Source organism: Enterobacter sp. 22452, from assembly GCF_052045065.1.
Classification (GTDB): domain Bacteria; phylum Pseudomonadota; class Gammaproteobacteria; order Enterobacterales; family Enterobacteriaceae; genus Enterobacter; species Enterobacter mori.
In genome coordinates this window covers 1-25,236 of sequence record NZ_JBQEOB010000008.1, presented here as the reverse complement: position 1 = coordinate 25,236, position 25,236 = coordinate 1, and the positions used below count along the sequence as shown (strand labels likewise).

The window sequence follows — 25,236 nt, the reverse complement described above, 5'->3', positions numbered from 1 at the left end:
ACGGACTTACCCTTTTCAAACACACAGCACCCGCTAACTACGCGAGGTGAGAGCATGTATCGCATGGACAAATTAACTACTGGTATCTCCTATGGCGCATCGGGAGGTAGTGCCATTTACTGGTTCAGAAGACTTCTTGACGGTTACTCACCCGAACAATGGGCCGCTATAGGTGTGATCGGTAGTTTACTGTTTGGCTTACTCACCTTTCTTACCAACCTCTATTTCCAAATCAAAGCGGATCGCCGCAAAGCTGCCCGGGGTGAATGATGTCGAATAAAGCAAAGCTCAGTGCAGCAGTGCTGACACTAATCGCGTCAGGTGCATCTGCACCACTCATTTTCGACCAATTCATCAGCGAGAAAGAAGGCAATGCGCTGGTGGCCGTTGTTGATCCGGGTGGGGTCTGGTCTTTATGTCACGGCGTGACCGTTATCGATGGCAGGCGTGTTGTTAAAGGCATGACGGCCACTGAGGAGCAATGCCGGAAGGTTAACGCTATTGAACGCGATAAGGCATTAGCTTGGGTTGATCGCAATATCAAAGTGCCTCTGACAGAACCACAGAAGGTGGGTATCGCATCCTTCTGCCCGTATAACATCGGCCCCGGTAAATGCTTCCCGTCCACGTTCTATAAGCGCATCAATGCCGGTGACCGCCATGGGGCATGCGAGGCAATTCGCTGGTGGATTAGAGACGGTGGCCGCGACTGCCGCCTGACTAAAGGCCAGAAGAACGGCTGCTACGGTCAGGTAGAACGGCGAGACCAGGAAAGCGCGCTGGCGTGCTGGGGGATAGACCAGTGAAATTTAATCTTTTACCAATCGCGGTTGTGGTTATTGCTGGTCTGTCAGTCGCTCTCGTTAAGAGCTGCTCAGACACCAGTAGCCTTCAGAGCGATAACGACGTTCTGCGGAGTGACAACTCTTTGCAGGGGCAGGTGATCGCTACCCAAGCCTTCAACTTCAATCGATTCAATCAGGTTTCGGAGCATGCCAATAGGCTTAACTCCCTTATCGACACCAGAACCGAAGAAACCGTAATCGAATACCGGGAGATTCTCCGCCTTGAAAAAACCTGTGATCTTCCTGTTCCTGCTGACATTGCTGGTGGGCTGCTCGAATACGCGTACCGTTTACGTTCCAGCGCAATGCACGCCGATACCCACGGATCTGACGCAGCCGATGATGGTACCGCTGCCTCCAGCTCAATAACATACTGCCAGGCAGTGCTCTGGATTAAGCCTCTGCTGGCCGTGATTGAAAAGGGGAACAATAATCTGGCTGGTATAAGACAGATAGAGCTGGAAAGGAAAAACTAGGGATGGCTCGTCCTTGAGCACACGGGTATTTCTGAACGACGGCTTTACCTGACATAGCAAAGCACCTTTAAATTCTAGAAAAGACTCAATATTTAACAAGCGAACCGCATCAATCCCAAAAAAAAGCCCCCACAAGGAGGGCTAGGGGAGTCTCAGTTTCACATGCTCTTCTTATGGATGTTTCCCTGGAGTTGGCATTCTCCTCATCAGAGTCATGAATAGCCTGGCCGCAACCAAGAGATCAACAAGCGCAAGCGGAAGTAATAGGAATAGCCTCAGGCTGTTGGTGAAAATTATTTTCTCGAATAGTAGATGACTATTGTTATATCCCCATAAAAAATAACCAAATATTTGACGCGGTTAATTGAGTTTTCGAACTGATGATTTACTGCGTTGAGCTATACTCTTGGTTGGGTAAAAGAATGGGAGCGTGTTATGACTATTCATCTACGTAGTACCAAAGCAGGTAAAGTCATGACTCAGGAGGAATGGCTACACTCGTTAAATGAATGGGAAGATGAAGGAGGCGCTCCTGGTCATGCTGATGAATTCATAGAAGTTTATAAGAATGATGAAGAAAATGAGGAAACTATTCCACTTTCTGGTGGTAAAGCTCGGCATATGAAGTCTTAAGAAAAAACATAACTATGGTGGTTCTTTCTTAGGATCAATTGAATGCTGTTTAGTTTAGGAGATGCAAAATTTTAGGGTGCGGCCAATATTTTTCCTCCCTGAGTGGATGCTCTATTTGTAATTTATTTGTAAGTATATCATTTAATATGCCCGGTATTTAATGACATGGGGTCGGGATATTTTTAGTAACATCAAATGTGTGATTTATTTTCTATATTGCTACTATAATAAACATACAGCAATTTGCTGTCATTATCACTGGAGTTACCCATGAAAGCTAAACATATGAACATCTCTAATGAGCGGTCCCAGGACAGGAATAATGGGAAAGAAAAAGGGAAAGATCGAAACAATGATGAACAGGATAAAAAATCGGCCAAAAGAGATCAGAAATAAAAAGTACATGAATTATTAAGGAGTATATATGTCCGGACGTCCTGATTTTGATGATCCTGCCCCTGATTTAGAACCTTCCCCTCAAGAGGAACCGCTTGACCTTCCTGGAGAGGGACAACCATCAAGTCCACTTGAACCCGATGATAAAAGAGATTTACAGAATTAGCATACAATAATTAAACCGCCTAAGGGCGGTTTAATATGATGATTATTTATTGGTCATCTCAGCGCCTAGTTGAATGAATAAATACGTATTTAAGAAGGGTTTTGACGTTTGGGCTGAATGCTTATTATTATCTACGCCCCAATAAAAAACCTAATGCGAAAGCTACACTGGTTAATATAGCAATGCATGTTCGAGGGTTTGATTTTATTTTTGATTTTATATCGTCAGAGTGGCTGCGTATGGCATCGTTGGTTTGTGCTGCGTATTTTTTTGCGGTTTCTATTACAGGATGTTCTGATGGATTAATTGCTCCCCCAAAACTGCCTTCCATATCACCAAGTTTCTCTTGGTTTTTATCTGCGGATTTAGTGAACATATATACTCCTGGGATTATGTGTTGTATTAATCATAGCAGAAAATAAATATTTTACTGTAAAGGTGTGCAAGTAACACCTTTATAGACTTTACCATGCCTTAAATAGTGTTTTTTTAGTTCCTTTTGTTATATGATATTTTAGTGGGTATATGCATATAGGGGAGTGGTGCATATTTGCCATAATGTCATGAATCATCTATACATAAGTATCTGATTCGCTCATTAACGATTTGTGTTTGATTGAGTGTTAATGAGTTATTTATAGGAGGTAAAATGAATTCTGATAACATCAAGAATGAAATCGAAAAAGAGATTTCGTCTTTCATCTCAAAAAAAATGGTTGAGTTGAGAAAAAAAACAGGGAAGGAAGTCTCTGATGTTGAGTTTATTCCTATAGAAACTATGTCTGGCCTCCAGGGTTATAGTATCAAAATCAAGCTTATTTAAGGTTTGCAGTAAGTACTCGGCACCACAACAATCCTAAGTCACTGGCATTGGCTGGTGGCTTTTTTATTGGAGTAAACAATGGCAAAACCGGACTGGGGCGAGCTTCAGCAACGGTTCCTGTCCGACCATGCCGCAACCGGCGTATCACCAAAGGAATGGTGTAAAGCGCAGGGACTGAATTACGCTACTGCCCGCCGATACATCAAGAAACCCTTTGCGCAAATTGCGCAAAAATCTGCGCAGCAAAAATTGCGTGCTGCGCAGAAGGATAAAAGCGTCGATGAGCTGGTGGATGATGATGGGTTAACGACACAGCAAAGACGCTTTGTCGCAGAATACCTGAAGGATGGCAATGCCACACAGGCAGCTATCCGGGCTGGCTACAGCAAAAAATCAGCTGAACAAATCGGCTATCAACTCCTTCAGAAAACTTCAGTTGCGCAAGCCATTGCGCAGCAGCAGAAGGCATCTATTGCGCGCACGCTTGGCAGTGCCGATGAAGTCCTCGCGCAGATGTGGCAGCTCGCCACTTTCGATGCAAACCAGCTTTCACAGTATCGCCGCGGCGCGTGTCGTTACTGCTGGGGTTTCGGTCACCACTACCAGTGGCGGGATGCAGTTGAGTTTGAAGAGAAAAGACTCGAGGCTGTTGAGCGTGACAGACGTGAACCAGATGATTCCGGTGGTTACGGTTACGACCACAACCGAGAACCAAGCCCTGAATGCCCACGCTGCAATGGTGACGGCATTGGCCAGCCTTATTTCCCTGACACCCGCAAGCTCCCTCCAGTCTCGCGGCTCGCATACTCTGGAGTGAAGGTCGGCAAGAATGGCGTTGAAATCACTGCTATCAGCCGTGAGCGCATGTTCGAAGCGGTAATGAAGCGTCTTGGCCTGGCTGATAGCGAGTTCGCGCAGCGCCTGCAGCAGATTGAAATCGAACGCCGGCAACTGGAGGTGGAAAAACTCCGCAAGGAGTTGGCGGGTGATGGTGAAGACGACGAACCAACGCCAGTGCAGATCAATATCAACGTAGTGGATGCGAGGGCAGACGATGGGGATCAGCCCGACACTTAATATTCCTCAGGCGCGCTTCCTCGCGATGAAGCACAAGTTTAAAGCCTACGTTGCCGGGTTCGGTTCTGGTAAAACGTGGGTGGGTTGTGGCGGCATCTGCAAAGGGATGTGGGAACACCCGAAGATTAACCAGGGCTATTTCGCGCCGACGTACCCACAAATCCGCGACATCTTCTACCCGACGATTGAAGAGGTGGCCTTTGACTGGGGGTTGAGCGTCAAAATCAATGAGGGGAACAAAGAGGTTCACTTCTACGAGGGGCGACGGTACCGCGGGACCACAATTTGCCGCTCTATGGAGAAGCCCGGCTCGATAGTCGGCTTCAAAATCGGTAACGCGATGGTGGATGAACTGGACGTCATGGCTGCGGCTAAAGCGCAGCAGGCCTGGCGAAAAATTATCGCCCGTATGCGTTACAACATCCCAGGCCTGAGGAATGGAATTGACGTAACGACAACGCCGGAAGGTTTCAAGTTCGTCTACCAGCAGTTCGTTAAGGCTGTACGTGAAAAGTCCCAACTGGCAGACCTGTACGGTCTGATTCAGGCCAGCACGTTCGACAACGCGAAGAATCTTCCTGCGGATTACATCCCGTCGTTACTAAGTTCTTACCCTGACGAACTGATTCAGGCCTATCTGCGCGGCAAGTTCACCAACCTTAACAGCGGGACCATTTACCATACGTTCAACCGTAAGCTGAATAACTGTTCTGACGAGATTCAGGATGGGGATCCGCTCTTCATCGGTATGGACTTCAACGTGGGGAAAATGGCCGCGATTGTTCACGTAAAGCGTAACGGCCTGCCGCGCGCTGTTCGTGAGTTAGTGAAAGTCTACGACACGCCGGCGATGATTAAGCGCATTCAGGAGGAATTCTGGCGCTACGAGGATGGCCGCTATGTGAAAAACCGGGAGATTTATATTTACCCGGATGCCTCAGGCGATTCCCGTAAATCCCAGAACGCCAGTAAGACCGATATCGCCCAGCTCAACGAAGCCGGATTCAGCGTCATTGTTGATGATGCCAACCCGCCAGTTAAAGACCGCATCAACTCGATGAACGCCATGTTCTGCAACGCCAACGGCGAGCGCCGCTATTTGGTTAACGTGCAAAACTGCCCGGTTTATACCGAGAGCCTCGAGCAGCAAATCTGGGCGGCCAATGGCGAACCGGACAAATCAGCTGATAACGATCACCCCAATGATGCTGGTGGGTACTTCATCGTGAAGGATTACCCGATCGTGAAACCGGCATACTCAATCACCATGGACACCACTTTCTGATATGGCAAACGACGACATCACCTGGGTTCGACCAGAACACCGGGCGGCTTCTGCTGCCTGGCGGAAATACAGGGACTTTTGCAAAGGGGCTGAGGCCGTAAAAGCGGCGGGTAATAAATATCTGCCGTATCTCGACCCAACCGATAAATCCACGCGTAACCGCAAACGCAACGAAGACTATCTGAGTCGCGCGGTGTTCTATGCCATTGCCGGCAACACGAAAATCGGCATGCTTGGGATGGCGTATCGCAAGGACCCCACGTTTAACGGTCCTGAAAAGCTCAAATACCTGTTAGACAATGCTGACGGTGCCGGTACCAGCATCTATCAGCAGTCGCAGCTGGTGACCGAGAACGTGCTGGAGGTGGCACGAGAGGGGCTTTATGTTGACTACGCAGAAGCATTCGATGAGGCGATCATCCTCCGCTATCCGGCAGAGAACATTATCAACTGGCGAACAAAGAGAATTAACGGACGCGATCAGCTGGTGCTGGTGGTACTGCGCGAATGCGTAGAAGAGCCGGATGGCTACGCTTACAAGGATGAAATCCAGTACCGAGAGCTGGCGCTGGAAGAAGGGCGGTTCATCTGTCGGGTATGGCGCCGGGCTGGTGGCACTGCAAGCGGAACCTACACCGTTGACAGTGAGTACCACCCTAAGCCGAAAGGAAAGGACTACTGGGACGAAATCCCTTTCACCTTTGTCGGTGCTCAGAACAACGATCCCACTATCGATGATTCACCGTTGGCTGCGCTGGTGGAGATAAACCACGGTCATTACCGTAACAGTGCTGACTATGAGGACAGCGTGTGGTTCTGTGGCCAGGTGCAGCCGTACATGACCGGGCTCGATACCGGCTGGCGCGATCACCTCGAGAAGAAGGGCGTGAAAATAGGTTCCCGCTCACCCTTATTGCTTCCTAAAGAAGGCTCGTTTGGCTATGCCCAGGCGCAGCCGAACATGCTGGCGAAAGAGGCCATGGACAGCAAGCGTGATTACATGGTGCAGCTTGGCGCGCGGCTGATTGAGCAGAACGCCACGGCGAAGACGGCAACGCAGGCAAGCGGTGAACAGAGCGCATCAACTTCTGTGCTGGGTATCTGCGTTTCAAACGTATCAGAGGCCTATACGCTGGCGCTGGGCTGGTGCGCAAAATATCTTGGAATTAAAGGCGATGAGCCAGCCTACACCATCAACCAGGAATTCATCGCGAAGGTTGCCGAGTCTGGCATGGTAACCGCTATTGTGAATGCCTGGCAGTCCGGCGCGCTGCGCGATACCGATATGATAAGGATGCTTCAGAAACTTGACCTCATCGACCCGGCAGACAGCCCGGAAGAGGTGATTGACGCGCTCCGCAATCAGGCCCCCACGTTGACCGGGGGCTGATATGGCAACCGTAAACGAAAGCCTGCGCGATGAGTCGATCGCACATTCCGTCTGGTTAAGCCGCTATGCAACAGGCGTGGCAAACCGGATGGTGAAGTTGCTCAACGAGACGGACGCAGACCTGTCGGCACGCCTGCTCGATGCGCTCGACAGATTGCCTCCTGAGAGCTTCACCGTTAGCCGTCTGCAGAGTTTACTGGGCAGCGTGCGCGATCTTAACCATCAGGCCGTAGCCACCATGCAGGTAGGACTCGAGAGTGAGCTGGTGGCGCTGGCAAAGAACGAGGCCAGTTATCAGATGAGCTTGTTCGATTCCCTTCTTCCCTCACAGGTGCTGGCACGCTACCCGCTACAAGGAATCACCGCCGATATGGTGTATGCCGCGGCGATGGCTCAGCCATTTCAGGGGCGCCTGCTAAGAGAGTGGGCGGAAAATCTTGAATCGGACAGGCTGGCGAGGATCGTAAACGCTGTACGTCGTGGGTATCTTGCCGGCGACACGGTAGAAGCAATCGCGCGCAGTGTTCGCGGCCACGCCAATAAAGATTATCGCGACGGCGCGCTGCAGATGAGCAGGGCAAACGCCGCCAGCATCGCTAAAACAGCCGTGAATCATCTGGCTGCCACAGCACGCAACAGCTTCACCAGTGCCAACAGTGACATCGTGAAAGGTAAACAGTGGCTGTCTACGCTGGACAATAAAACCAGCCACGACTGCATTATTCGAGACCTGCTGCGCTACACCCTGGATAACAAACCAGTCGGGCACAAGGTGCCTTACCTGCAGGGGCCCGGGAAAATTCATTTTTGCTGTCGTTCTACCGAAACCCTGATCCTCAAGTCGTGGCGCGAACTTGGCATCGATATCGACGAGATGGACGAAGGGAGTCGGGCCAGCATGGATGGACAGGTACCGGGGAAAACTTCGTATCTGGAATGGCTCGCGCGCCAGCCGGCACAACGTCAGGATCAGGTTCTTGGTGCCGAGCGTGGCCGTTTGTTCCGCGCGGGTGAAATCGACCTCGCTGATATGTTCACTGACAAAGGCGAATGGATCAGCCTGGAACGTCTGAAGCAGCTCTCAGGCACAGACAACTAACAATCACATCTTACTCCACGCCCTGGCATCCGCCGGGGCTTTTTTATGGGCGAGGCCCGGCAAAATCCCGAGGGGAAATTATGTTAATTCGAAACATGCTTCTGAAATACTACGCACCTGAAAGCGGCGGTGAGGGCGGCGGTGGCGGTGGTATCGAAATCACGCCTGAAATCCAGAAGCTGATTGATGAGCGCGTGACCAGTGAAGTCACTGGCCTCAAAACGAAAAATAGCGAACTGCTGGGCACCATTAAACAGCAGAAAGAAAACCTATCCCGCTTTGAAGGTATCGATCCAGACGCTGTGCGCGGCATTCTCCAGCGTTTTTCCGACGACGAAGAGGCAAAGCTGATTGCCGCCGGAAAAATCGATGAGGTGCTCGATAAGCGCACCGAGCGTCTGCGTGCTGACGTCGATAAGCAAATCAAAGCCGCAAATGAACGCGCCGACAAAGCCGAAGCGTTCTCCAACAAATTCCGGGATCGAGTTCTGGGGGATGCAATCCGTGCAGCAGCGTCCAAAGCTGGCGCGCTGCCGGAAGCATCTGACGATCTGATCCTACGTGCCAAAGGCACATTCCAACTCAACGACGAAGGCGAGGCCGTAGCAGTTGATGCAAATGGCGATGTTCTGTTCGGTAAAGACGGCAAAACCCCACTAAGCCCGCTTGAGTGGGCGGAGTCTCTTAAGGAGACGGCTCCGCACCTGTTCCCGCGCGCCGAAGGCACCGGCGCAGGCGGACACAAATCAAACAGCGGTGGCAGCCTGAAACGTTCCGAAATGAGCGCCAGCGACAAAGCGGACTACATCCGCAAACACGGCCAGCAGGCCTTCCTCAAACTTCCGAAATAAGGGATTTAAACCATGGCAACGACTGTTAATACTGACCTGGTTATTTATGATGACCTGGCTCAGACCGCTTTTCTTGAGCGCCGCCAGGATAATCTGGAAGTGTTCAACGCTTCCTCCAACGGTGCGATTTTGCTGGATAACGAGCTGATTGAAGGTGATTTCCGCAAGCGAGCCTTCTACAAGGTGGGCGGCTCTATCGAATCGCGTGACGTTAACTCCACCGAAAAAGTGACGGGTAAGAAGATTGGTGCCGGTGAAGCCGTATCCGTCAAAGCGCCGTGGAAATACGGTCCATACGAAACAACAGAAGAAGCGTTCAAACGCCGCGGCCGCTCGGTTGACGAGTTCTCCGAAGTGATCGGCGTGGATGTCGCAGATGCCACGCTGGAGGGCTACGTGAAATACGGCCTGAAAGCGCTGACTGCGGCGATTGGTGCTAACGCCGACATGGTCGTAACCGCCGATATTGAGACCGACGGTAAAAAGACCCTGACGCGTGGCCTGCGTAAGTACGGCGACAAGTTCAACCGTGTGGTGCTCTTCGTGATGCACTCTGCCACCTACTTCGACATTGTTGATGAGGCGATTGCCAACAAAATCTACGAAGAAGCGGGCGTGGTGGTTTACGGCGGACAGCCAGGCACGTTGGGTAAACCTGTGCTGGTGACCGACACCATGGACGCTGATGCGATCCTTGGGCTGGTCGCTGGTGCGGTTACCGTTACCGAGTCTCAGGCGCCGGGCTTCCGTTCCTACGATATCAACGATCAGGAAAACCTTGCGGTTGGCTATCGTGCTGAAGGCGTGGTGAACGTTGATCTGCTGGGCTACAGCTGGGATACCGCCAAAGGTGATAACCCTGACCTGACCGCCATTGGCACTGCGGGCAACTGGAAGAAACACTTCACCAGCAACAAATCTACGGCAGGCGTGCTGATCAAACTTGAATCCGCAGTGGGGGAGTAACACTGTCAGCGGATAAAACCTCCGCAACTGCTGACAGCACAGACGCGGTAACTGTTTCTCTGAAGTACACGCTGAATGGCTCCGGTGTATCCGGTAAAACCGTCGCGTGGACGTCCACAGGTGGCACGCTTAGCACGGCCAGTTCTCAAACAGGCTCTGCTGGTGGTGCAACGGTGAAACTCACATCAGACGTTGCTGGCACCTTCACGGTAACCGGCACGGTTGAAGGAGTGGCGAAAACCACTGATGAGATCACCTTCACTGCGCCTGCCGGAGAATAACGAATGGGGCGAAAGCCCCATAAACAGGATGATTCGATGATCAATACCGATATCACCTCTCCTGATGCCAACAGCTACGCCAGTGAAGAGGATCTTGCCTCGTTTGCGGAAATACGCGGCATTGAACTGCCTGACAAGCTCACACCTTTGTTGATTAAGGCCATGGATTACCTGGACGGTCTGGACTGGATTGGCTCAAAAGCTGACCCGAGACAGGCTCTGGCATGGCCACGCGTGAATGTCGTTCTGGATGAACATGATTTCCCGCCGGATGAAGTTCCACGGCAGGTTATAACCGCACAGTGCATGCTGGCGGTAGAGGCAATCGACGGCGATTTACTCTCCAGCGTGCGCGAAGCCGCTGTGAAAACTGAACGTGTGGAAGGTGCTGTCACCATGACCTATGCGGTCGCAGATGGTGAAGTCTTCACGCCGTCTTATCCTGCCGTTATGGCGCTGCTGGGCGACCTTGCTGGTGGTCGTGGTTACGCCATTAATGCATTTGCTGAGAGGGCCTGATATGTCGATTGATTACCAACGTATGCAGGCCAGAACGACCCGCATGCTCAGGCAGAACGGCGCGACGTACAACGTCACCCGTAAAGGCTCGGTAATGGTTATCGGCGGCGTTGAGCATAAAACTGAAGAGGTCCGTTTTACTGCTGTGGGCGTGAAGACCGAATACGCGCCAGGCGAAATTGATGGAACGGTCATCGTTAACGGCGACGTGCAGATCGTTTTTACGGCAGAGCAGGAAATTAAAATCGGTGATGTGGTTGATATTGACGGCACAGCCTACCGTGTTGTCAAACCGAACCCGGCAAAACCTGCCGTGCTGGTGCTCTGCTACAAAGCGCAACTGAGGGCTTAGCATGGGCGAGAACGCGGCTTTCCTGGCAGAAATCACGGCTTTCGTTAACAAGGCGAAAACGAATCAGGAAGCAGTGGTGCGCGTAGTCGGAATCAAAATTCTTAACCAGCTGGTGGTGATGTCCCCAGTGGGCAACCCGGAGTTGTGGGAAGTTAACCAGACAGCCGTTTCCTATAATCGCGCTGTTTACGACCATAACGAAGCGCAGCGCGCCAATCCCGACAACCTGACCAAAACCGGGCGACTGAAGAAAAAAGCCCGGGTGGTGGATGGGATGGATATCAAAGCACCGCCGGGGTATACGGGCGGACGCTTTCGCGGTAACTGGCAGGTGTCCTTTGATGCGCCAACGACTGACGAGACAGGGCGAATAGACAAGACCGGCGACCTGACAAAAGCGGCCGGGAACTACACGCTGTCGCTCTTCAAAGTCGGGATGAAGGCCATTTATTTCTGCAACAACGTGCCCTATGCCTACCCGCTTGAAATGGGGCATTCCACACAAGCTCCGGGCGGTATGGTCCGCATAACTGCAGCTGAGTTTCAACGCTTCTTTGAGGAAGCTGTCAGGGAGGTGACTAAGTGATTCCTGATATTGCATCTGCACTGGCCGCCAGACTGGGTACCTGGGCTGATGCCGAGGGCATTTCGGTTGCATGGGAGAACGCGCCGTTTACACCTCCTGCTAACGAGATGTACCTGGCCGTTCACGATATGCCCGTTACGCCGCGAACAATCGATCTCGGCTTGCGCTGCCGGACTTATTCTGGCGTGTACCAGATTAATGTCGTGGCGCCAGCCGGCTCCGGCCGTACCTCCGTCGTTGCCCTGGCGGGCAGAGTGGCGGAATTGTTCCCCGAGGGGCAGGAAATTGCAGGCAAAGACTTTACCTGCTGGATTAGCAGCGCGCCTGGCATATTCCGCGGCGTCCCTACACCTGTGTCCTACACCGTTCCTGTCAGCCTGAATTATCGGGCAGACATTACCAACTGATTCCCTCTGTGATGTCCCACAACTGACCGGCCTTGAGCCGGTTTTCCCGTTTCTAAAGGAGTAACCATTATGGGCTTTGCATTGCCTAACGGCGCTCATGTTTATCTGGCGTCGGGCTACGGCCCGGCCATTACTTTCACCGGGGCGACGAATGCTGAGCACGCGGTGATCACCGTTAGCGCCGCAGACGATATCGCGGTCGGCGATATCGTTCACGTGAACTGCAACTGGTCGGGTATTGATAACGTTATCGCGAAAATCGACGCGATTGCGGAGAATGCTGTCACTCTTCGCAACATCAATACCACAAACAAAAACAAATACGCGGCGGGCGGCGGTTCCGGCTCTATTCGCAAAATTGAAGAATGGACCGAGCTGCCACAAATCACTGAGGTATCGAAATCTGGTGGTGATCAGAACACCACGCAGATTCAGTTCCTCAGCGATGATCGCCAGCGCAACCTGAACACCTATAAATCCGCAGTCTCTCAGACCTACTCGATCGCGCATGACTCCACGCTCCCGGTATATCCATTGCTGCGCCAGCTGGACGAAGACGAAGAGACCGTGGCGGCTTACATGTACGTGCCGAAGGCGAAAGAGAACCGTTACTGGGCAGCCACGGCATCTTTTGACGACACGCCTACCACGGCGGTGAACGAGGTAGAGACAGTGAGTGTGGTGCTGAACCTGCAGTCACCGGCGATGACGTTCTACAAGGTGACTGACGCTGCCGCCTAACCCGTCAGAGCTTTCACCATTCCATGCCTCCCATCACGGAGGCTTTTTTTTCGTTAAGAGGTATCAATGGCGACTAAATTCACCCTTCAGCCCAAACCAACCTTCAAGGCCAACGTCTCGATCCCGCGCGCTGGCGATGAGGATGGCGTACTGACCTTCACGTTCAATCATAAGCCACTTAAAGAGCTGGCTGATCTGGAAAAACTGGAAGACAAAACCGCCACTGATTTTCTGATGGAAATCATTTCTGGCTGGGCACTTCCCGATGCTTTCAACGCAGAAAACCTGTCGGTGCTGCTGGAAAACTATCCGGCGGCGATGAAGGCTATCCCTGAAACCTACTATCGCGAACTGATGGGGCAGCGCGAAAAAAACTGATAGCGGTTGCCTCTGCATTCTATACGCCTGAACCCACAGCGGCAGACCTGGCGCCCTATGGGCTTACGCCGGATGACTACGACGATCAATACATCGACGTCTGGCCAGATGTATGGCCTTCATTCCTGGTGTTTCAGGCTGTCAGCACACAGTGGCGCACGGGCATGGGAGGTGCATCAGGGCTTGATTACAACGTGCTGCCCTGGGTAATGCGCCTGCACCACGTCGAGGACGAGGCAACCGCGCTTTCGGACATCCGAATCATGGAGAGCGCCGCACTAAAAGTTATGCATAAAGAGAGGGCGGAATGAGTAACGATATCGCCACGATTTCCCTGCGCGTAAATACCAGTGAGCTGGAGCGCGGTAACCAGGCACTGGATCGCTTTCAGGAGACCGCGTCCGCCGCGGCAGGCAAAGCGGATGACCTGAACAGCACGTTCCGCACCGGTATCGATAACCAGAAGAAAAACAGCGAAAGCCTGAAGCAGCAGCGTCAGGAACTGCAGAACCTGCTGAATAAAATCAGCCCGGTAAACAAGGCGCTGGATGAACTGGACACTATCCAGGAGAGCCTGGCGAAATTTCGCGGTAAAGGGCTGGTGGGAGACGAGGATTTTACTCGTTACAACAGCGTGCTTGAGACGACGCGGGCAAAACTGGCACAGGTAATGGAGTCTGAAACTGCAGAGGGGCGGGCTCGCATTGAACAGGCTCAGGCAGCGCAGCGTGCAGCTGCGGCGGGCAAAACCTTTATCGATTCGCTGGAGGAGCAGGTCACAGCAATCGGAAAAACGCGCGCAGAACTGTTAGAGCTAAAAGCTGCCCAACTCGGCGTATCCGATCGTGCTGCACCAATGATCGCAAAGCTGAAAGAGCAGGAGGAAGCGTGGAAGTCTGGGGCTATCAGCGCGGGGCAATACCGCAATGCTATGCGTTATCTCCCCATGCAAATTACCGACATTGTGACCTCACTGGCTTCCGGTATGCCGGTTTATATGGTTGCTATTCAGCAGGGCGGTCAGCTCCGTGACTCGTTTGGCGGTGTAGGCAATGCGCTGAAAGCGATGTTGTCGATGGTGACCCCTGCCCGAGTGGCAATTGGCGGCCTGGCCGGTGCTGTACTGATTGCGGCCAAAGCGGGATCGGACTACTTCACCGCCTACGACGAAATCAACAAGGCCATTATCAGGACTGGCAACATTGCTGGCACGTCAGCGCTCCAGATCATGGCTTCCTCCCAGTCTATAGCTGCCTCTACTGGCGCTACTGTAAGTACCGTTCAGAGTTTGATGACTGAGCTGGTTGGCATGGGATCGCTGACACAGCAGCAACTTGAAAAAGCAGCGGGCTCCACGGCGCTGGCGGTTCAGACCGGTATAGTCTCGGCGCAGGACATCACCAAAGCCTATAAGGACATCGAAAAAGACCCTGTTAAAGCGCTGCAGAGTCTCAACGAACAATATAATTTCCTGACCGTTTCACAGCTTAAGCATGTTGACGATCTGATAAAGCAAAAGGACCAGACCGCGGCTGTTACGCAGGCTATGGACCTGTTTGGCGATACGATGGCAAAACGTGGGGAGCAGGCTTACGACTCGCTGACACCGTTTGGTCGCCTGTGGCTGGATATCAAGGGCTGGGCGTCTGAGGCCATGCAGAGCATCGGTCAGTGGGTAGCTGAACTGGCATCAAACACACTGAAGGAATTCAACGCAATTTATTACAGCGTTGCGATCGTTTTCCAGAAGCTGAACCAGATTATTTCTTCCTCTATCGCTGCCGCGATTAATCTCGTTCCAGACTGGGCGAAAACAGATACTTTGCAGGGATGGCAGGACTACAACGAACAAATGGCCGGCGCATATGGTGACAGCGTCTCTCAGCTGAAAAAAGACTGGGATGCGGCTGATATCAGTGCAGGTAAATACCTCGATACGACCAGAAAGATAAGTACCGCAACCACCCAGAAGGATCGGGAAGGAGTCGCTGCTTTTGGCAAAAAGACCAAAACCGGAAAGCAGGGCACTTTATCGGCTGGCGATCGCAGCACGGATGCTGCCCAGGCCGAATTACTGGCGCTTCAGGCACAGTTACGCGCGCTGCAGCAGCATAAAGGGCTGAACGACACTATCAGCCAACAGCGCAAAGATCTGTGGACGACTGAAGCGAAATTTCAGGTGCTGGAGGAGGCCTCGCGTTCACGTTCACTGACAAAGCAGGAACAATCCCTGCTGGCGAGTAAAGACCAGGTGCTTCAGTTGGCACGGCAGAAAGCCCTGTTAGGTGATCAGATTACCGCACAGGAACAGCTGAACAAGCGCATGGATACATCTCATAAATACGTCACGCAGATGGCAGAGAAGCAGGCTGCATTAGTGAACGGTGCCGGGATGAGTGACCGCCAGGCGCAGCGAGAGCTGGCAAAAAGTCAGCTCGCCGCCGGCTGGAAAAATACTGGTGGTTCGCTGGATGAAGAGGGATATCAGAAACAGCTTAAGGCAGCTAACGATTACTATGATGCTGAAGATCAGCTACGCGCTGACTGGCTGACCGGCGCGAAAAAGGGCTGGGCTGAATTTGAAGACAGCGCGACCAATGTTTACTCGCAGGTGCAGACGATTACCAGCAATGCGTTCACCGGGATGGCCAGCACGCTCACTGATTTTTTTACTACTGGTAAATCTAACTTCTCTGATTTCCTGTCTACTTTCCTGAAAGGCATCGCCCAGATGCTGACGCAACTGGCTCTAATTAATGGAATGAAGTCAGCCTTTGGTGGAACTGGTATCGGGGCGTTTTTTGGTTTCTCTGGTGGCGGTCTGGTGCCGGGATTCGATAGCGGTGGCTACACCGGTGATGGTGGTAAGTACCAACCGAAAGGCGTGGTTCACGGCGGTGAGTTTGTGTTTACGAAGGAAGCGACCAGTGCACTGGGTATCGGCAACCTCTATGCACTTATGCGTGGAGCTCAGGGGTATGCTAACGGCGGCTATGTTGGCCACGCCCCGATGTATGGTCTGCAATCCAATGCAGCTGGTGGCGTTTCAGTTCAAACGTCTGTGGTAGTTCAAAGCCAGAACTCTCAGCAGCAGACTTCCGGTAATAATGATGCTATTTCTCGGGCTTATAAACAGACCATTGACCAGTCAGTGCGTGCAGGGATTGCGAGGCAACTCCAACCAGGTGGTTTGATCTGGAATGCAACAAAATCACGTTAGAAGGCAAAACGACCATCCAATGAATCAATGCGCGTAAAACCGCGTAAATTCGCTAGGTTGTTCTAGTCCTTGGCCGATAAAACACTCTACAAGCATTTTTCATGGAGTTGTTCAGTGAAAGCAAAAATTGCTATTTGGTTAATTGGTTTTGTGTTGGGCGTGCCGGTGACGATAGCAGGTGTCGAATGGGCGATGTTCAAATATAACAAGCAACTTGTTAACTGCGGTGCAGATGCTGTTCATGCCAGCATGAGCGTGATGGAATTGGAGAAGTATCCAAACAGTTCTGAAGAGCTGAACCTAATAGCTGAAAATTTGGACAAGTGTAAGAATAAAGCTAGCCCTCTTAAATCTAATCTTGATTTCATGCGTGATGAAATGGGACGACGGAATTAATAACCTCTTTTAAGTTTTATTTTAAACCCGCTTCGGCGGGTTTTTTTATGCTCGGAGATAGCATGGCAATCGAAACGTTCACCTGGCGAACACAGATACAGGCGGGAATGGAAGGGGCGTTTAGCCTTAAAACGCGCTCTGCAACCTTTGGCGACGGCTATGAGCAGATCGCCGGGGAAGGCATTAACCCTGAAAAGCAGTCATGGCCTGTCACACTGACGGGGAAAAAAGCGGACATGCTTCAGGCCCTGAAGTTCTTTCGTTCTCACGTCACAAAGTCATTTATCTGGACATCGCCCGTTGGCGAAACAGGGCTCTATCGGATTGAGGCCGAATCAATCAAATCACAGCCCTTATCCAGCAATGTTATGACCATTTCCGCAACATTCAAACAGGCGTACGCACCATGATCACAGCAGACTATCAAAGCCTTGAGCCCGGCAATAAAGTCCGGCTTATCGAAGTTGATGGCTCTACGTTCGGCGTGGATGATGTACTGCGATTTCACGCGTACAACCTCCCGCACACGGAAGAAGAAATCACCGCCGCTGGTGGTGATGAATCAAAGCTGGAAGCGAAAAGCATATGGTGGCAGGGGGAAGAATATGCCGCCTGGCCGTATCAAATTGAAGGGCTTGAAGCATCCACAGAAGGCAACAGCGCCCAGCCAACGCTGACGGTTGCAGATATCGAAAGCAAGATTACAGCGCTGTGCCTTGCCTATGACGATATGCTACAGGCGAAAGTCACTATCCATGACACCTATTCGCACTATCTCGATGCGAAGAACTTCCCTGCAGGTAACGCAACAGCAGATCCGCAACAGGTCAGAAAACGAGTTTTTTACATTGATAGCAAAGCCAGCGAAATTCCGGGCGAGAGTATCGAATTCGTACTGGATAGCCCGATGTCGTTACAGGGAAAGATGATCCCTACCCGTCAACTTCATTCTCTGTGTACCTGGTGTATCCGGAATAAATATCGCACCGGCGACGGCTGCGACTATGCCGGAACCCGCTATTTCGATAAAAACAACAACCCGGTGAGTGACCCCTCTCTGGACGAATGCAACGGCACGCTTACGGCCTGTAAGCTCAGGCATGGAGACGGCAACGAACTGCCGTTCGGTGGATTCCCTGGCACGTCTTTGATCAGGAGCTGATATGCGTCAGAAAACCATCGATGCGATTATGGCTCATGCTGCAGCTGCGTATCCTCGCGAGTGTTGCGGCGTGGTGGCGCAGAAAAGCCGTGTTGAACGTTATTTCCCGTGCCGGAATCTTGCCGCGGCGCCGGAGGACAATTTTGTACTTTGCCCCGAAGACTATGCAGCTGCAGAAGACTGGGGGAAGGTGATCGCCATCGCTCACAGTCACCCGGATGCCACGACGCAACCGAGCGAGCTGGATAAAGCGCAATGCGATGCAACCCTTTTACCCTGGCATATCGTGAGCTGGCCGGAGGGAGATTTACGGACCATCCAGCCGCGTGGAGAACTGCCGCTGCTGGAGCGCCCGTTTGTGCTTGGTCACTTCGACTGCTGGGGTCTAGTGATGAGCTATTACCGGCAAACGCACGGGATAGAGCTTCACGATTACCGGGTCGATTATCCCTGGTGGGAAAACGACTACCCGGACAACTTCTATCAGGATTGCTGGTATGAGTGCGGATTCCGTGAATTCGACGGGCCGCCAAAACCTGGCGATATGGTGATCATGCAGGTTCAGGCTGATAAGTGGAATCATGCGGGGATTCTGCTGGAAGGCAACATGCTACTGCATCACCTTTATGGGCATCTGAGCCAGCGCGTACCTTATGGCGGTTACTGGCGTGAGCGCACAATGAAAATACTGCGCTTTAAAGACTGTTTCTGATAACCGCCTGTGGCAGTTTTTATGGGGGAAAAATGGCTGCATTACTCAATGTTGAGCCGGTCCGCACAATTCGATTGTACGGCGTGCTAGGCGCCACTTTCGGGCGTGAATATCGTTTATCAGTAGCTTCACCTAAAGAGGCCATCCGCGCCCTGAGCGTTATCGTGCCGGGTTTTGAGCGTTTCCTGAATACCAGTAAGCAACGAGGTTTAACTTATGCGGTATTCAGCGGGAAACGAAACCTCTTAAACGATGAGCTCATTATGGACAGGAGCACAGAGGAAATCCGCATCGCGCCGGTGATCATCGGCAGTAAGCGAGCCGGGGTGTTTCAGACAATCCTCGGGGTTGCCCTTGTCGCTGTTGCTGCGTTCGTCACGGGAGGGGCCGCGATTGGGATTGGTGGTACCGCTTTCGCTGGTGGTTGGGGCGCTGTGGCGGGGATTGGGGCATCAATGGCGATCGGCGGCGTAGTCCAGATGCTTTCTCCACAGACAACCGGGCTCGCCAGTAAGCAATCTGCGGATAACCAAGCCAGCTACGCCTTTGGTGGAGTAACAAACACGACAGCTCAGGGGAATCCGGTACCACTTCTTTATGGCCGCCGGCGAATCGGCGGCGCGATTATTTCTGCCGGGATTTATGTCGAGGATCAACAATGAAAAAATACTTGAGAATAACTATTTCAGGCCTACAGCGAGTCGATGAAGGCATTTTAATCGGTGGGAGTGCGAAAGTGACAGTAACACGTGGTGAAGATGTTATTTGCCGCGAGAATTTTTCAGGAAAGGTTTCTGATAAATATTCCAAGCTATATGACGTTGAAGACAACGGTCTTCCTGTATTAGTAACGACTTCAAGCGATTGTCCGTTTTTCAAAGCTGAAGCTGACTTTGTAAACCCATTTAGCGAAACAAACATCTAACTAATTTTCTTCAGAAATAAGCCACCTTCGGGTGGCTTTTTTTATGGGCGCAATATGGCAACTGCAATCGCTATAAAAGGCCGCAAGGGCGGAAGCTCCAGTTCCCGTACCCCTACCGAACAGCCTGATGATCTGCAATCTGTAGCAAAGGCAAAAATCCTCGTTGCACTGGGGGAGGGTGAATTTGCAGGGCAGCTGACGGCGAAAGATATCTACCTGGACGGAACGGCTCTGGAGAATGCTGACGGCTCCCAAAACTTCAGCGGCGTCACGTGGGAATTTCGCGCGGGAACGCAGGCGCAAAAATATATTCAGGGCATACCCGGCACCGAAAACGAAATCAGCGTGGGAACCGAGGTATCAAGCGAAACAGCGTGGACGCGCACGTTCACCAATACGCAGCTTTCAGCTGTTCGCCTGCGTCTGAAATGGCCCTCGCTTTTCAAACAGGAGGACGACGGCGATCTGGTCGGTTACTCGGTTAATTATGCGATTGACCTGCAGACGGACGGCGGCACATGGCAGACGGTACTCAATACCAGCGTGACCGGCAAAACGACATCAGGTTACGAACGCAGCCACCGTATCGATTTACCTCAGGCTGGCAGCACCTGGACAATCCGACTGCGTAAGATTACCTCTGATGCAAACAGCGCGAAGATCGGCGACACGATGACGCTGCAGAGCTTCACGGAGGTGATTGACGCCAAGTTACGCTATCCAAACACTGCGCTGCTCTACATCGAATTCGATTCCAGCCAGTTTAACGGCTCTATCCCGCAGATCTCCTGCGAGCCCCGCGGCCGCGTTATCCGCGTTCCGGATACTTATGATCCCGAGACCCGTACGTATAGCGGTACGTGGGCTGGGACATTTAAATGGGCTTGGACCGATAACCCTGCATGGATTTTCTATGACCTGGTGGTTAGCGACCGTTTCGGACTTGGGGATCGTCTTACAACGGCCAACATAGATAAATGGACGCTCTACCAGGTTGCACAGTATTGCGATCAAATGGTACCGGACGGCAAAGGCGGAAGTGGTACCGAACCACGCTATACCTGCAACGTGTACATACAGGAACGCAACGACGCTTATACGGTCCTGCGTGATTTTGCTGCCATCTTCCGTGGGATGACCTACTGGGGCGACGACCAGATTGTGGCGCTGGCGGACATGCCGAGAGATGTTGATTTTACATACACGCATGCGAACGTTATTGATGGGCGCTTTACCTATTCCAGCAGCACCACAAAGAACCGTTACACCAATGCGCTGGTTTCCTGGTCTGATCCTGATAACGCTTATTCTGATGCGATGGAGCCTGTTTTTGAGCAGGCCCTGGTTGCGCGTTATGGGTTTAATCAACTTGAGATAACTGCGATCGGCTGTACCCGTCAGTCAGAAGCGAATCGGAAAGGGCGATGGGGGATCCTCACCAACAACAAAGATCGCGTTGTTACTTTCAATGTAGGGGAAGATGGCAACATTCCGCAGCCTGGCTATGTTATCGCTGTAGCGGACCGAAATCTCTCCGGGCGCGACCTGGGCGGCCGTATCTCTGCGGTGAATGGTCGCGTGCTGACGCTGGACAGGGCGCCGGATGCTTCGGCAGCCGACAGGATGATTGTCAATCTTCCATCGGGTGTTTCACAGTCACGCACCATTCAGTCGATTACGGGCAATAAAGTGACCGTTACGACCGCTTACAGCGAAACGCCTGTGGCTGAGGCCGTATGGGTCATTGAGTCTGATGAGCTCTACGCGCAGCAGTATCGCGTTATTACGGTAACTGATAATAATGACGGCACGTTCACAATTGTCGGTGCAAATCACGATCCGGATAAATTCGATCGCATCGATACCGGAGCCATCATTGACCAGCGGCCGGTGAGCGTGATCCCGCCGGGCAACCAGTTGCCACCTGCGAACATCGTGATCAGCTCGTTTTCTGTGGTGCAGCAAAATATCAGCGTCGAAACAATGCGCGTGAGCTGGGACCAGGCGCAGAACGCTATCGCCTATGAAGCGCAATGGCGCCGCAACGACGGGAACTGGGTTAACGTGCCGCGCACCTCCACCACATCATTCGACGTCCCGGGGATTTATGCCGGGCGCTATCTGGTGCGCGTGCGAGCAATCAATGCCGCAGAAATTTCATCCGGATGGGGCTATTCAGAAGAGAAAACGCTGACGGGTAAAGTGGGCAACCCACCGAAGCCAGTTGGCTTCATCGCTTCTGAAAACGTGGTATTCGGTATCGAGCTGAACTGGGGATTCCCTGCGAATACCGACGACACGCTGAAGACGGAAATTCAGTACAGCCTGACCGGTACCGAAGACGATGCGATGCTGCTGGCCGATGTGCCTTACCCGCAGCGCAAATATCAGCAGATGGGCCTTAAGGCTGGGCAGATTTTCTGGTACCGCGCGCAGCTGGTGGACCGCAGCGGCAACGAATCAGGTTACACAGAATGGGTGCGCGGTCAGGCCAGTATTGATGTGTCCGACATCACCGATGTGATCCTGGAGGAGATTAAAGACTCGCATACCTTCAAAGACCTGATCGAGAACGCGGTGGACAGCAACGAAAAAATTGCTGGCATGGCTAACGATATCAAACAGGCCAACGACGAACTGGAGCAGCAGGCGAAGGATATCGCCAAAAATGCCCAGGACGTCGGGAAGGTTCAGACCAGCGTTAATGAGCTTTCCAGCACGGTCGGGAATGTTTCGTCTTCACTCAGTCAGCTTGAGCAGACCGTTGCGACGGCTGATACCGCCCTGGGCCAGCGAATCGACAACATCAGCGTTTCTATGGACGGCATGACGGGCGGGGTGAAGAACTCTGCAATTGCGATAATCCAGGCCAACCTCGCTCAGGTGGCCACGCGTAAAACCCTTTCTGCATCGGTCGCTGGCAACAGCGCGAATCTGGACCGCATTGATGAAGTGATTGTCAACGACAGGGAGGCAACGGCGCGCTCGCTGCTGAGCCTGCAGACGGACGTTAACGGCAACAAGGCATCCATCAACAGCCTGAACCAGACGTTCTCCAATTACCAGCAGGCTATGGCCACGCAGGTAAACAGCATCACGGCGACGGTGAACGGGCATACCTCAGCCATCACCACCAACACTCAGGCCATAGCGAACGTAAACGGCGACCTCAGCGCGATGTACAACATCAAGGTTGGTGTCTCCAGCAACGGGCAGTATTACGCCGCGGGGATGGGGATCGGCGTTGAGAATACGCCATCCGGCATGCAGTCGCAGGTTATCTTCCTGGCAGATCGCTTCGCAGTCACCACGGCGGCCGGTAACAGCGTGGCCTTGCCGTTCGTGATCCAGAACGGGCAGACATTCATCCGGGCCAGCTTCATCCAGGACGGCACCATTGAGAACGCCAAAATCGGCCACTATATCCAGTCGAATAACTATGTGGCTGGCTCAGTCGGGTGGAGGCTGGATAAGGCCGGTACGTTTGAGAACTACGGTTCGACAGCTGGCGAGGGGGCCATGAAACAGACCAACCAGACAATCAGTGTACGGGACTCCAACAATGTGTTGAGGGTGCAGATCGGGAGAATCACTGGTACATGGTGACGGGAGGCCTCTTGCGGGGCCTTTTTTTTCAGGAGATACGATGGCGGATTTCGGTGTTCAAACATGGGACGCTTCAGGCAAGGTTAACAACTATGGAATTAAGCCAGTCAGCGTTTGCGGCTATCTGCAGCTGGCCGTTAACCAGAAAACTGGCTCTTATTCCGTTGCCCTGCCACCGGGTTGCAACCTGACCTACTTTCAGGTCATGAACGATGATAAGTGGGGAACTGGAAGAAGGAAGATCACCATCTCCGGCGGTACTGCAACGGTTTCCTCTGTGGGGGATACCGACTACTCAGCAGGAACTGAACCCGCTGTTGCAGCTTTTCTCATTTTCCAGATCGAGAGGGCATAAATGGCGCAGTATGGCGGTTTACTGACGACGACGAGCGGTGAGGTGTGGGTTACCGCCAACAGCTCGCCGATTGCATTACAGGCGCGAAAGACAGCGGCACTGCAGGGGACATCGGGTTTCAATACCAGGGTGACGCACTCCTTTCCCTCAGGTCAGCCCGTTGTGGCCTTCGTTCATTGCACGGTTGAGGTGGAAATCACTCAGACGGTAAGCGGAAACACCATCACGATTGATTTTCTCAGACCTAATGCAACCGGCACAGCGTACGTTTATTTTTTCACAATTTTCCCCCAGACAAAGCCAGATTACGGGATGGCCGTGTGGGATGCATCGGGGACCCTGATTTTAACCCACGAGACGCGCACGCTCGGCGATGTCGTTACCATAGGCACTGCCGGAGTGGATGCAAGCTCAGGCTACAACATCAACACAACCCGGGCGGGGAAGTGGGCTTGCATGCCCGTCATGCTCGGCCTGATTACCGGGGTTATATCAGCCGGTGGCCAGCCACAGCCCTACGCTGCAATTTACAAGAGCATGGCAAAACTCGAGGGAAGCAATACGCGGATATTTGCCAGACCTCAGACAACACCCTCCGGAGGACTGCAAAACGTTGCCTACTCAAACATGAGAAACGTCATCATGGCCATCAACTGCGCCAACTACGATTGATCGTTTTCAGCGATCAATTTCTAATAATTGATCTACCAAATCAATTATATCCCGTTGATTCATATTGTTATTGTGTAACCTTGTGAATGCCCTGGGATATAACCACGATGAAAAACATGATTCTTAGCCTGGCGGTGGCGGTTTTGCTCTCCGGTTGCGCTGGCGTTATTGAGAAACAGCAACCTGTGTGTTCTGGTACCGCCCTTATCGGCGGGCAGGAAAACAGTGTCCAGATTTACGGAGTGCGTAAACAAAACAATCAGACCCAGTACCGCGCCGGTTATCCCTTTAACTGGACCTGGGTTAGTGCCAACACGTTCACCAGCACCACCTGCCAATAACTCATTCTGTTTCAAAACAAACCTCGCCCCGGCGGGGTTTTTTATTGCCTGGAGAAAATATGCTTTATAACACCGGCACCATCGCCGTTAACGGAAACACCGCAACCGGCACCGGCACAAACTGGACGGCACCGGCCAGCCAGGTACGCGCTGGCCAGACGATTATCGTCATGTCTAACCCGGTACAGCTGTTCCAGATTTCATCCGTGAACAGCGCCACGTCAATGACGGTTACGCCAGCTGCTTCCCCGGCGGTGAGCGGTCAGAAGTATGGAATCCTTGTGTCGGACAATATCTCTGTCGACGGCCTTGCGCAGGCGATGTCGCAGCTCATCAAAGAGTATGACGAGAATATTGGTGCCTGGGAGACGTTCGCTACTACCTCAGCAAACCAGGCTATCACCGTTACCATCAACGGGGCCTCCGTGAACATTCCTGGTATTGGCGCACTTGCCAGAAAGGGGGTAAACAGCGATATCACGGAGCTGAAAGGGCTCACTACTGCGCTTTCTATTGCGCAGGGTGGCACCGGGGCAACAACGGCAGAAGGCAGTCGCACAAACCTCGGTTTGGGAA

Annotated in this window: 33 protein-coding genes and 1 pseudogene; 33 read left to right on the top strand and 1 reads right to left on the bottom strand. The window is 52.4% G+C overall.

Going from position 1 to position 25,236, the window contains the following annotated elements; all coding sequences use genetic code 11:
• Nucleotides 1-54 precede the first annotated feature (54 nt).
• The 6 genes from ACTJJA_RS19630 to ACTJJA_RS19605 all read left to right on the top strand — a co-directional run bounded on the left by ACTJJA_RS19630 (nt 55) and on the right by ACTJJA_RS19605 (nt 2,516).
• Nucleotides 55-270: a class II holin family protein gene (locus ACTJJA_RS19630; protein WP_044858056.1), complete on the top strand. Its 216-nt coding sequence runs from the start codon at nt 55-57 to the stop codon at nt 268-270.
• Nucleotides 270-806: a lysozyme gene (locus tag ACTJJA_RS19625; protein WP_440668973.1), complete on the top strand. Its 537-nt coding sequence runs from the start codon at nt 270-272 to the stop codon at nt 804-806. Before ACTJJA_RS19630 ends, ACTJJA_RS19625 begins: the two co-directional genes overlap by 1 nt.
• Nucleotides 803-1,321: a hypothetical protein gene (locus tag ACTJJA_RS19620; RefSeq protein ID WP_440668972.1), complete on the top strand. Its 519-nt coding sequence runs from the start codon at nt 803-805 to the stop codon at nt 1,319-1,321. The genes ACTJJA_RS19625 and ACTJJA_RS19620 overlap by 4 nt, the downstream gene beginning before the upstream one ends.
• Nucleotides 1,322-1,756: 435 nt before the next feature.
• Nucleotides 1,757-1,954 carry a hypothetical protein gene (locus tag ACTJJA_RS19615; RefSeq protein WP_440668971.1) on the top strand — a complete coding sequence of 66 codons (198 nt, stop codon included), beginning with the start codon at nt 1,757-1,759 and terminating at the stop codon, nt 1,952-1,954.
• Nucleotides 1,955-2,224: 270 nt separating this feature from the next.
• Nucleotides 2,225-2,350 carry a hypothetical protein gene (locus ACTJJA_RS19610; RefSeq protein WP_256572724.1) on the top strand — a complete coding sequence of 42 codons (126 nt, stop codon included), beginning with the start codon at nt 2,225-2,227 and terminating at the stop codon, nt 2,348-2,350.
• Between the two features lie 28 nt (nt 2,351-2,378).
• Nucleotides 2,379-2,516 carry a hypothetical protein gene (locus ACTJJA_RS19605; RefSeq protein ID WP_164724261.1) on the top strand — a complete coding sequence of 46 codons (138 nt, stop codon included), beginning with the start codon at nt 2,379-2,381 and terminating at the stop codon, nt 2,514-2,516.
• Between the two features lie 127 nt (nt 2,517-2,643).
• Here the strand turns inward: ACTJJA_RS19605 and ACTJJA_RS19600 are convergent, their stop codons facing one another.
• Nucleotides 2,644-2,892 (bottom strand): hypothetical protein, encoded by a 249-nt coding sequence (locus ACTJJA_RS19600; RefSeq protein ID WP_044859278.1) that lies wholly within the window; start codon nt 2,890-2,892, stop codon nt 2,644-2,646.
• A 273-nt stretch (nt 2,893-3,165) separates the two neighbouring features.
• Here ACTJJA_RS19600 and ACTJJA_RS19595 point away from each other — a divergent pair, with 273 nt between their 5' ends.
• The 27 genes and pseudogenes from ACTJJA_RS19595 to ACTJJA_RS19465 all read left to right on the top strand — a co-directional run.
• A complete protein-coding gene (locus ACTJJA_RS19595; RefSeq protein ID WP_044859277.1) occupies nt 3,166-3,339 on the top strand; it encodes a GnsA/GnsB family addiction module toxin in 174 nt (57 codons plus the stop codon).
• A 78-nt stretch (nt 3,340-3,417) separates the two neighbouring features.
• Nucleotides 3,418-4,416: a terminase small subunit gene (locus tag ACTJJA_RS19590; protein ID WP_440668970.1), complete on the top strand. Its 999-nt coding sequence runs from the start codon at nt 3,418-3,420 to the stop codon at nt 4,414-4,416.
• Nucleotides 4,394-5,701: a terminase large subunit domain-containing protein gene (locus ACTJJA_RS19585; protein ID WP_333080110.1), complete on the top strand. Its 1,308-nt coding sequence runs from the start codon at nt 4,394-4,396 to the stop codon at nt 5,699-5,701. Before ACTJJA_RS19590 ends, ACTJJA_RS19585 begins: the two co-directional genes overlap by 23 nt.
• A gap of 1 nt (nt 5,702) precedes the next feature.
• Nucleotides 5,703-7,091: a DUF4055 domain-containing protein gene (locus ACTJJA_RS19580; protein ID WP_440668969.1), complete on the top strand. Its 1,389-nt coding sequence runs from the start codon at nt 5,703-5,705 to the stop codon at nt 7,089-7,091.
• Between the two features lies 1 nt (nt 7,092).
• Nucleotides 7,093-8,190 (top strand): phage minor head protein, encoded by a 1,098-nt coding sequence (locus tag ACTJJA_RS19575; protein ID WP_440668968.1) that lies wholly within the window; start codon nt 7,093-7,095, stop codon nt 8,188-8,190.
• Between the two features lie 80 nt (nt 8,191-8,270).
• Complete coding sequence (locus tag ACTJJA_RS19570; RefSeq protein WP_427179075.1) at nt 8,271-9,041, top strand: hypothetical protein; 771 nt, start codon at nt 8,271-8,273, stop codon at nt 9,039-9,041.
• 12 nt (nt 9,042-9,053) lie between these two features.
• A complete protein-coding gene (locus tag ACTJJA_RS19565) occupies nt 9,054-10,007 on the top strand; it encodes a major capsid protein (protein WP_440668966.1) in 954 nt (317 codons plus the stop codon).
• Nucleotides 9,989-10,288, top strand: coding sequence for an Ig-like domain-containing protein (locus ACTJJA_RS19560; protein WP_176472714.1), 300 nt, complete (start codon nt 9,989-9,991; stop codon nt 10,286-10,288). Before ACTJJA_RS19565 ends, ACTJJA_RS19560 begins: the two co-directional genes overlap by 19 nt.
• A 36-nt stretch (nt 10,289-10,324) precedes the next feature.
• Nucleotides 10,325-10,807, top strand: a complete 483-nt coding sequence (locus ACTJJA_RS19555; protein WP_440668965.1) for a DnaT-like ssDNA-binding protein — start codon at nt 10,325-10,327, stop codon at nt 10,805-10,807.
• 1 nt (nt 10,808) lies between these two features.
• Entirely contained in the window at nt 10,809-11,159 is a 351-nt protein-coding gene (locus tag ACTJJA_RS19550) for a hypothetical protein (RefSeq protein ID WP_440668964.1), read from the top strand.
• A 1-nt stretch (nt 11,160) separates the two neighbouring features.
• Nucleotides 11,161-11,745: a hypothetical protein gene (locus tag ACTJJA_RS19545; protein ID WP_131635980.1), complete on the top strand. Its 585-nt coding sequence runs from the start codon at nt 11,161-11,163 to the stop codon at nt 11,743-11,745.
• Complete coding sequence (locus ACTJJA_RS19540) at nt 11,742-12,152, top strand: DUF4128 domain-containing protein (RefSeq protein WP_440668963.1); 411 nt, start codon at nt 11,742-11,744, stop codon at nt 12,150-12,152. Before ACTJJA_RS19545 ends, ACTJJA_RS19540 begins: the two co-directional genes overlap by 4 nt.
• Before the next feature lie 69 nt (nt 12,153-12,221).
• Nucleotides 12,222-12,893 carry a phage tail protein gene (locus ACTJJA_RS19535; protein ID WP_049136381.1) on the top strand — a complete coding sequence of 224 codons (672 nt, stop codon included), beginning with the start codon at nt 12,222-12,224 and terminating at the stop codon, nt 12,891-12,893.
• Between the two features lie 66 nt (nt 12,894-12,959).
• Nucleotides 12,960-13,271, top strand: a complete 312-nt coding sequence (locus ACTJJA_RS19530; protein WP_440668962.1) for a phage tail assembly chaperone — start codon at nt 12,960-12,962, stop codon at nt 13,269-13,271.
• Nucleotides 13,268-13,582 (top strand): DUF1799 domain-containing protein, encoded by a 315-nt coding sequence (locus tag ACTJJA_RS19525; protein WP_032618388.1) that lies wholly within the window; start codon nt 13,268-13,270, stop codon nt 13,580-13,582. Before ACTJJA_RS19530 ends, ACTJJA_RS19525 begins: the two co-directional genes overlap by 4 nt.
• On the top strand, nt 13,579-16,491 hold the full coding sequence (locus tag ACTJJA_RS19520; protein WP_440668961.1) for a phage tail tape measure protein: 2,913 nt from the start codon (nt 13,579-13,581) through the stop codon (nt 16,489-16,491). The genes ACTJJA_RS19525 and ACTJJA_RS19520 overlap by 4 nt, the downstream gene beginning before the upstream one ends.
• A gap of 114 nt (nt 16,492-16,605) precedes the next feature.
• Nucleotides 16,606-16,887 (top strand): hypothetical protein, encoded by a 282-nt coding sequence (locus ACTJJA_RS19515; protein WP_131635976.1) that lies wholly within the window; start codon nt 16,606-16,608, stop codon nt 16,885-16,887.
• A 62-nt stretch (nt 16,888-16,949) separates the two neighbouring features.
• Nucleotides 16,950-17,297 (top strand): phage tail protein, encoded by a 348-nt coding sequence (locus tag ACTJJA_RS19510; protein WP_131635975.1) that lies wholly within the window; start codon nt 16,950-16,952, stop codon nt 17,295-17,297.
• Nucleotides 17,294-18,049: a phage minor tail protein L gene (locus ACTJJA_RS19505; RefSeq protein ID WP_131635974.1), complete on the top strand. Its 756-nt coding sequence runs from the start codon at nt 17,294-17,296 to the stop codon at nt 18,047-18,049. The genes ACTJJA_RS19510 and ACTJJA_RS19505 overlap by 4 nt, the downstream gene beginning before the upstream one ends.
• Nucleotide 18,050: 1 nt before the next feature.
• Nucleotides 18,051-18,761 carry a C40 family peptidase gene (locus ACTJJA_RS19500; protein ID WP_440668960.1) on the top strand — a complete coding sequence of 237 codons (711 nt, stop codon included), beginning with the start codon at nt 18,051-18,053 and terminating at the stop codon, nt 18,759-18,761.
• Between the two features lie 32 nt (nt 18,762-18,793).
• Nucleotides 18,794-19,423, top strand: a complete 630-nt coding sequence (locus ACTJJA_RS19495) for a tail assembly protein (RefSeq protein ID WP_131635973.1) — start codon at nt 18,794-18,796, stop codon at nt 19,421-19,423.
• Nucleotides 19,420-19,686 carry a hypothetical protein gene (locus ACTJJA_RS19490; protein ID WP_440668958.1) on the top strand — a complete coding sequence of 89 codons (267 nt, stop codon included), beginning with the start codon at nt 19,420-19,422 and terminating at the stop codon, nt 19,684-19,686. Before ACTJJA_RS19495 ends, ACTJJA_RS19490 begins: the two co-directional genes overlap by 4 nt.
• Nucleotides 19,687-19,740: 54 nt before the next feature.
• The gene (locus tag ACTJJA_RS19485) at nt 19,741-23,292 is read left to right on the top strand and encodes a host specificity protein J (RefSeq protein ID WP_440668957.1); all 3,552 of its coding nucleotides are present in this window, start codon (nt 19,741-19,743) and stop codon (nt 23,290-23,292) included.
• 40 nt (nt 23,293-23,332) lie between these two features.
• Nucleotides 23,333-23,647, top strand: coding sequence for a hypothetical protein (locus ACTJJA_RS19480; protein WP_440668956.1), 315 nt, complete (start codon nt 23,333-23,335; stop codon nt 23,645-23,647).
• Complete coding sequence (locus ACTJJA_RS19475) at nt 23,648-24,319, top strand: hypothetical protein (RefSeq protein ID WP_440668955.1); 672 nt, start codon at nt 23,648-23,650, stop codon at nt 24,317-24,319.
• Nucleotides 24,320-24,426: 107 nt separating this feature from the next.
• A complete protein-coding gene (gene cor, locus ACTJJA_RS19470; protein WP_422716634.1) occupies nt 24,427-24,660 on the top strand; it encodes a phage exclusion lipoprotein Cor in 234 nt (77 codons plus the stop codon).
• A gap of 59 nt (nt 24,661-24,719) precedes the next feature.
• A pseudogene (locus tag ACTJJA_RS19465) lies at nt 24,720-25,236 on the top strand (tail fiber domain-containing protein); the annotation flags it as partial.

Excerpts from the sequence above, each read along its gene's own strand:
- ACTJJA_RS19630 (WP_044858056.1), top strand. The coding sequence starts at position 55 with ATGTATCGCATGGACAAATTAACTACTGGTATCTCCTATGGCGCATCG.
- ACTJJA_RS19625 (WP_440668973.1), top strand. The coding sequence starts at position 270 with ATGTCGAATAAAGCAAAGCTCAGTGCAGCAGTGCTGACACTAATCGCG.
- ACTJJA_RS19615 (WP_440668971.1), top strand. The coding sequence starts at position 1,757 with ATGACTATTCATCTACGTAGTACCAAAGCAGGTAAAGTCATGACTCAG.
- ACTJJA_RS19610 (WP_256572724.1), top strand. The coding sequence starts at position 2,225 with ATGAAAGCTAAACATATGAACATCTCTAATGAGCGGTCCCAGGACAGG.
- ACTJJA_RS19605 (WP_164724261.1), top strand. The coding sequence starts at position 2,379 with ATGTCCGGACGTCCTGATTTTGATGATCCTGCCCCTGATTTAGAACCT.
- ACTJJA_RS19600 (WP_044859278.1), bottom strand. The coding sequence starts at position 2,892 with ATGTTCACTAAATCCGCAGATAAAAACCAAGAGAAACTTGGTGATATG.
- ACTJJA_RS19595 (WP_044859277.1), top strand. The coding sequence starts at position 3,166 with ATGAATTCTGATAACATCAAGAATGAAATCGAAAAAGAGATTTCGTCT.
- ACTJJA_RS19590 (WP_440668970.1), top strand. The coding sequence starts at position 3,418 with ATGGCAAAACCGGACTGGGGCGAGCTTCAGCAACGGTTCCTGTCCGAC.
- ACTJJA_RS19585 (WP_333080110.1), top strand. The coding sequence starts at position 4,394 with ATGGGGATCAGCCCGACACTTAATATTCCTCAGGCGCGCTTCCTCGCG.
- ACTJJA_RS19580 (WP_440668969.1), top strand. The coding sequence starts at position 5,703 with ATGGCAAACGACGACATCACCTGGGTTCGACCAGAACACCGGGCGGCT.
- ACTJJA_RS19575 (WP_440668968.1), top strand. The coding sequence starts at position 7,093 with ATGGCAACCGTAAACGAAAGCCTGCGCGATGAGTCGATCGCACATTCC.
- ACTJJA_RS19570 (WP_427179075.1), top strand. The coding sequence starts at position 8,271 with ATGTTAATTCGAAACATGCTTCTGAAATACTACGCACCTGAAAGCGGC.
- ACTJJA_RS19565 (WP_440668966.1), top strand. The coding sequence starts at position 9,054 with ATGGCAACGACTGTTAATACTGACCTGGTTATTTATGATGACCTGGCT.
- ACTJJA_RS19555 (WP_440668965.1), top strand. The coding sequence starts at position 10,325 with ATGATCAATACCGATATCACCTCTCCTGATGCCAACAGCTACGCCAGT.
- ACTJJA_RS19550 (WP_440668964.1), top strand. The coding sequence starts at position 10,809 with ATGTCGATTGATTACCAACGTATGCAGGCCAGAACGACCCGCATGCTC.
- ACTJJA_RS19545 (WP_131635980.1), top strand. The coding sequence starts at position 11,161 with ATGGGCGAGAACGCGGCTTTCCTGGCAGAAATCACGGCTTTCGTTAAC.
- ACTJJA_RS19535 (WP_049136381.1), top strand. The coding sequence starts at position 12,222 with ATGGGCTTTGCATTGCCTAACGGCGCTCATGTTTATCTGGCGTCGGGC.
- ACTJJA_RS19530 (WP_440668962.1), top strand. The coding sequence starts at position 12,960 with ATGGCGACTAAATTCACCCTTCAGCCCAAACCAACCTTCAAGGCCAAC.
- ACTJJA_RS19520 (WP_440668961.1), top strand. The coding sequence starts at position 13,579 with ATGAGTAACGATATCGCCACGATTTCCCTGCGCGTAAATACCAGTGAG.
- ACTJJA_RS19510 (WP_131635975.1), top strand. The coding sequence starts at position 16,950 with ATGGCAATCGAAACGTTCACCTGGCGAACACAGATACAGGCGGGAATG.
- ACTJJA_RS19505 (WP_131635974.1), top strand. The coding sequence starts at position 17,294 with ATGATCACAGCAGACTATCAAAGCCTTGAGCCCGGCAATAAAGTCCGG.
- ACTJJA_RS19500 (WP_440668960.1), top strand. The coding sequence starts at position 18,051 with ATGCGTCAGAAAACCATCGATGCGATTATGGCTCATGCTGCAGCTGCG.
- ACTJJA_RS19495 (WP_131635973.1), top strand. The coding sequence starts at position 18,794 with ATGGCTGCATTACTCAATGTTGAGCCGGTCCGCACAATTCGATTGTAC.
- ACTJJA_RS19490 (WP_440668958.1), top strand. The coding sequence starts at position 19,420 with ATGAAAAAATACTTGAGAATAACTATTTCAGGCCTACAGCGAGTCGAT.
- ACTJJA_RS19485 (WP_440668957.1), top strand. The coding sequence starts at position 19,741 with ATGGCAACTGCAATCGCTATAAAAGGCCGCAAGGGCGGAAGCTCCAGT.
- ACTJJA_RS19480 (WP_440668956.1), top strand. The coding sequence starts at position 23,333 with ATGGCGGATTTCGGTGTTCAAACATGGGACGCTTCAGGCAAGGTTAAC.
- ACTJJA_RS19475 (WP_440668955.1), top strand. The coding sequence starts at position 23,648 with ATGGCGCAGTATGGCGGTTTACTGACGACGACGAGCGGTGAGGTGTGG.
- cor (WP_422716634.1), top strand. The coding sequence starts at position 24,427 with ATGAAAAACATGATTCTTAGCCTGGCGGTGGCGGTTTTGCTCTCCGGT.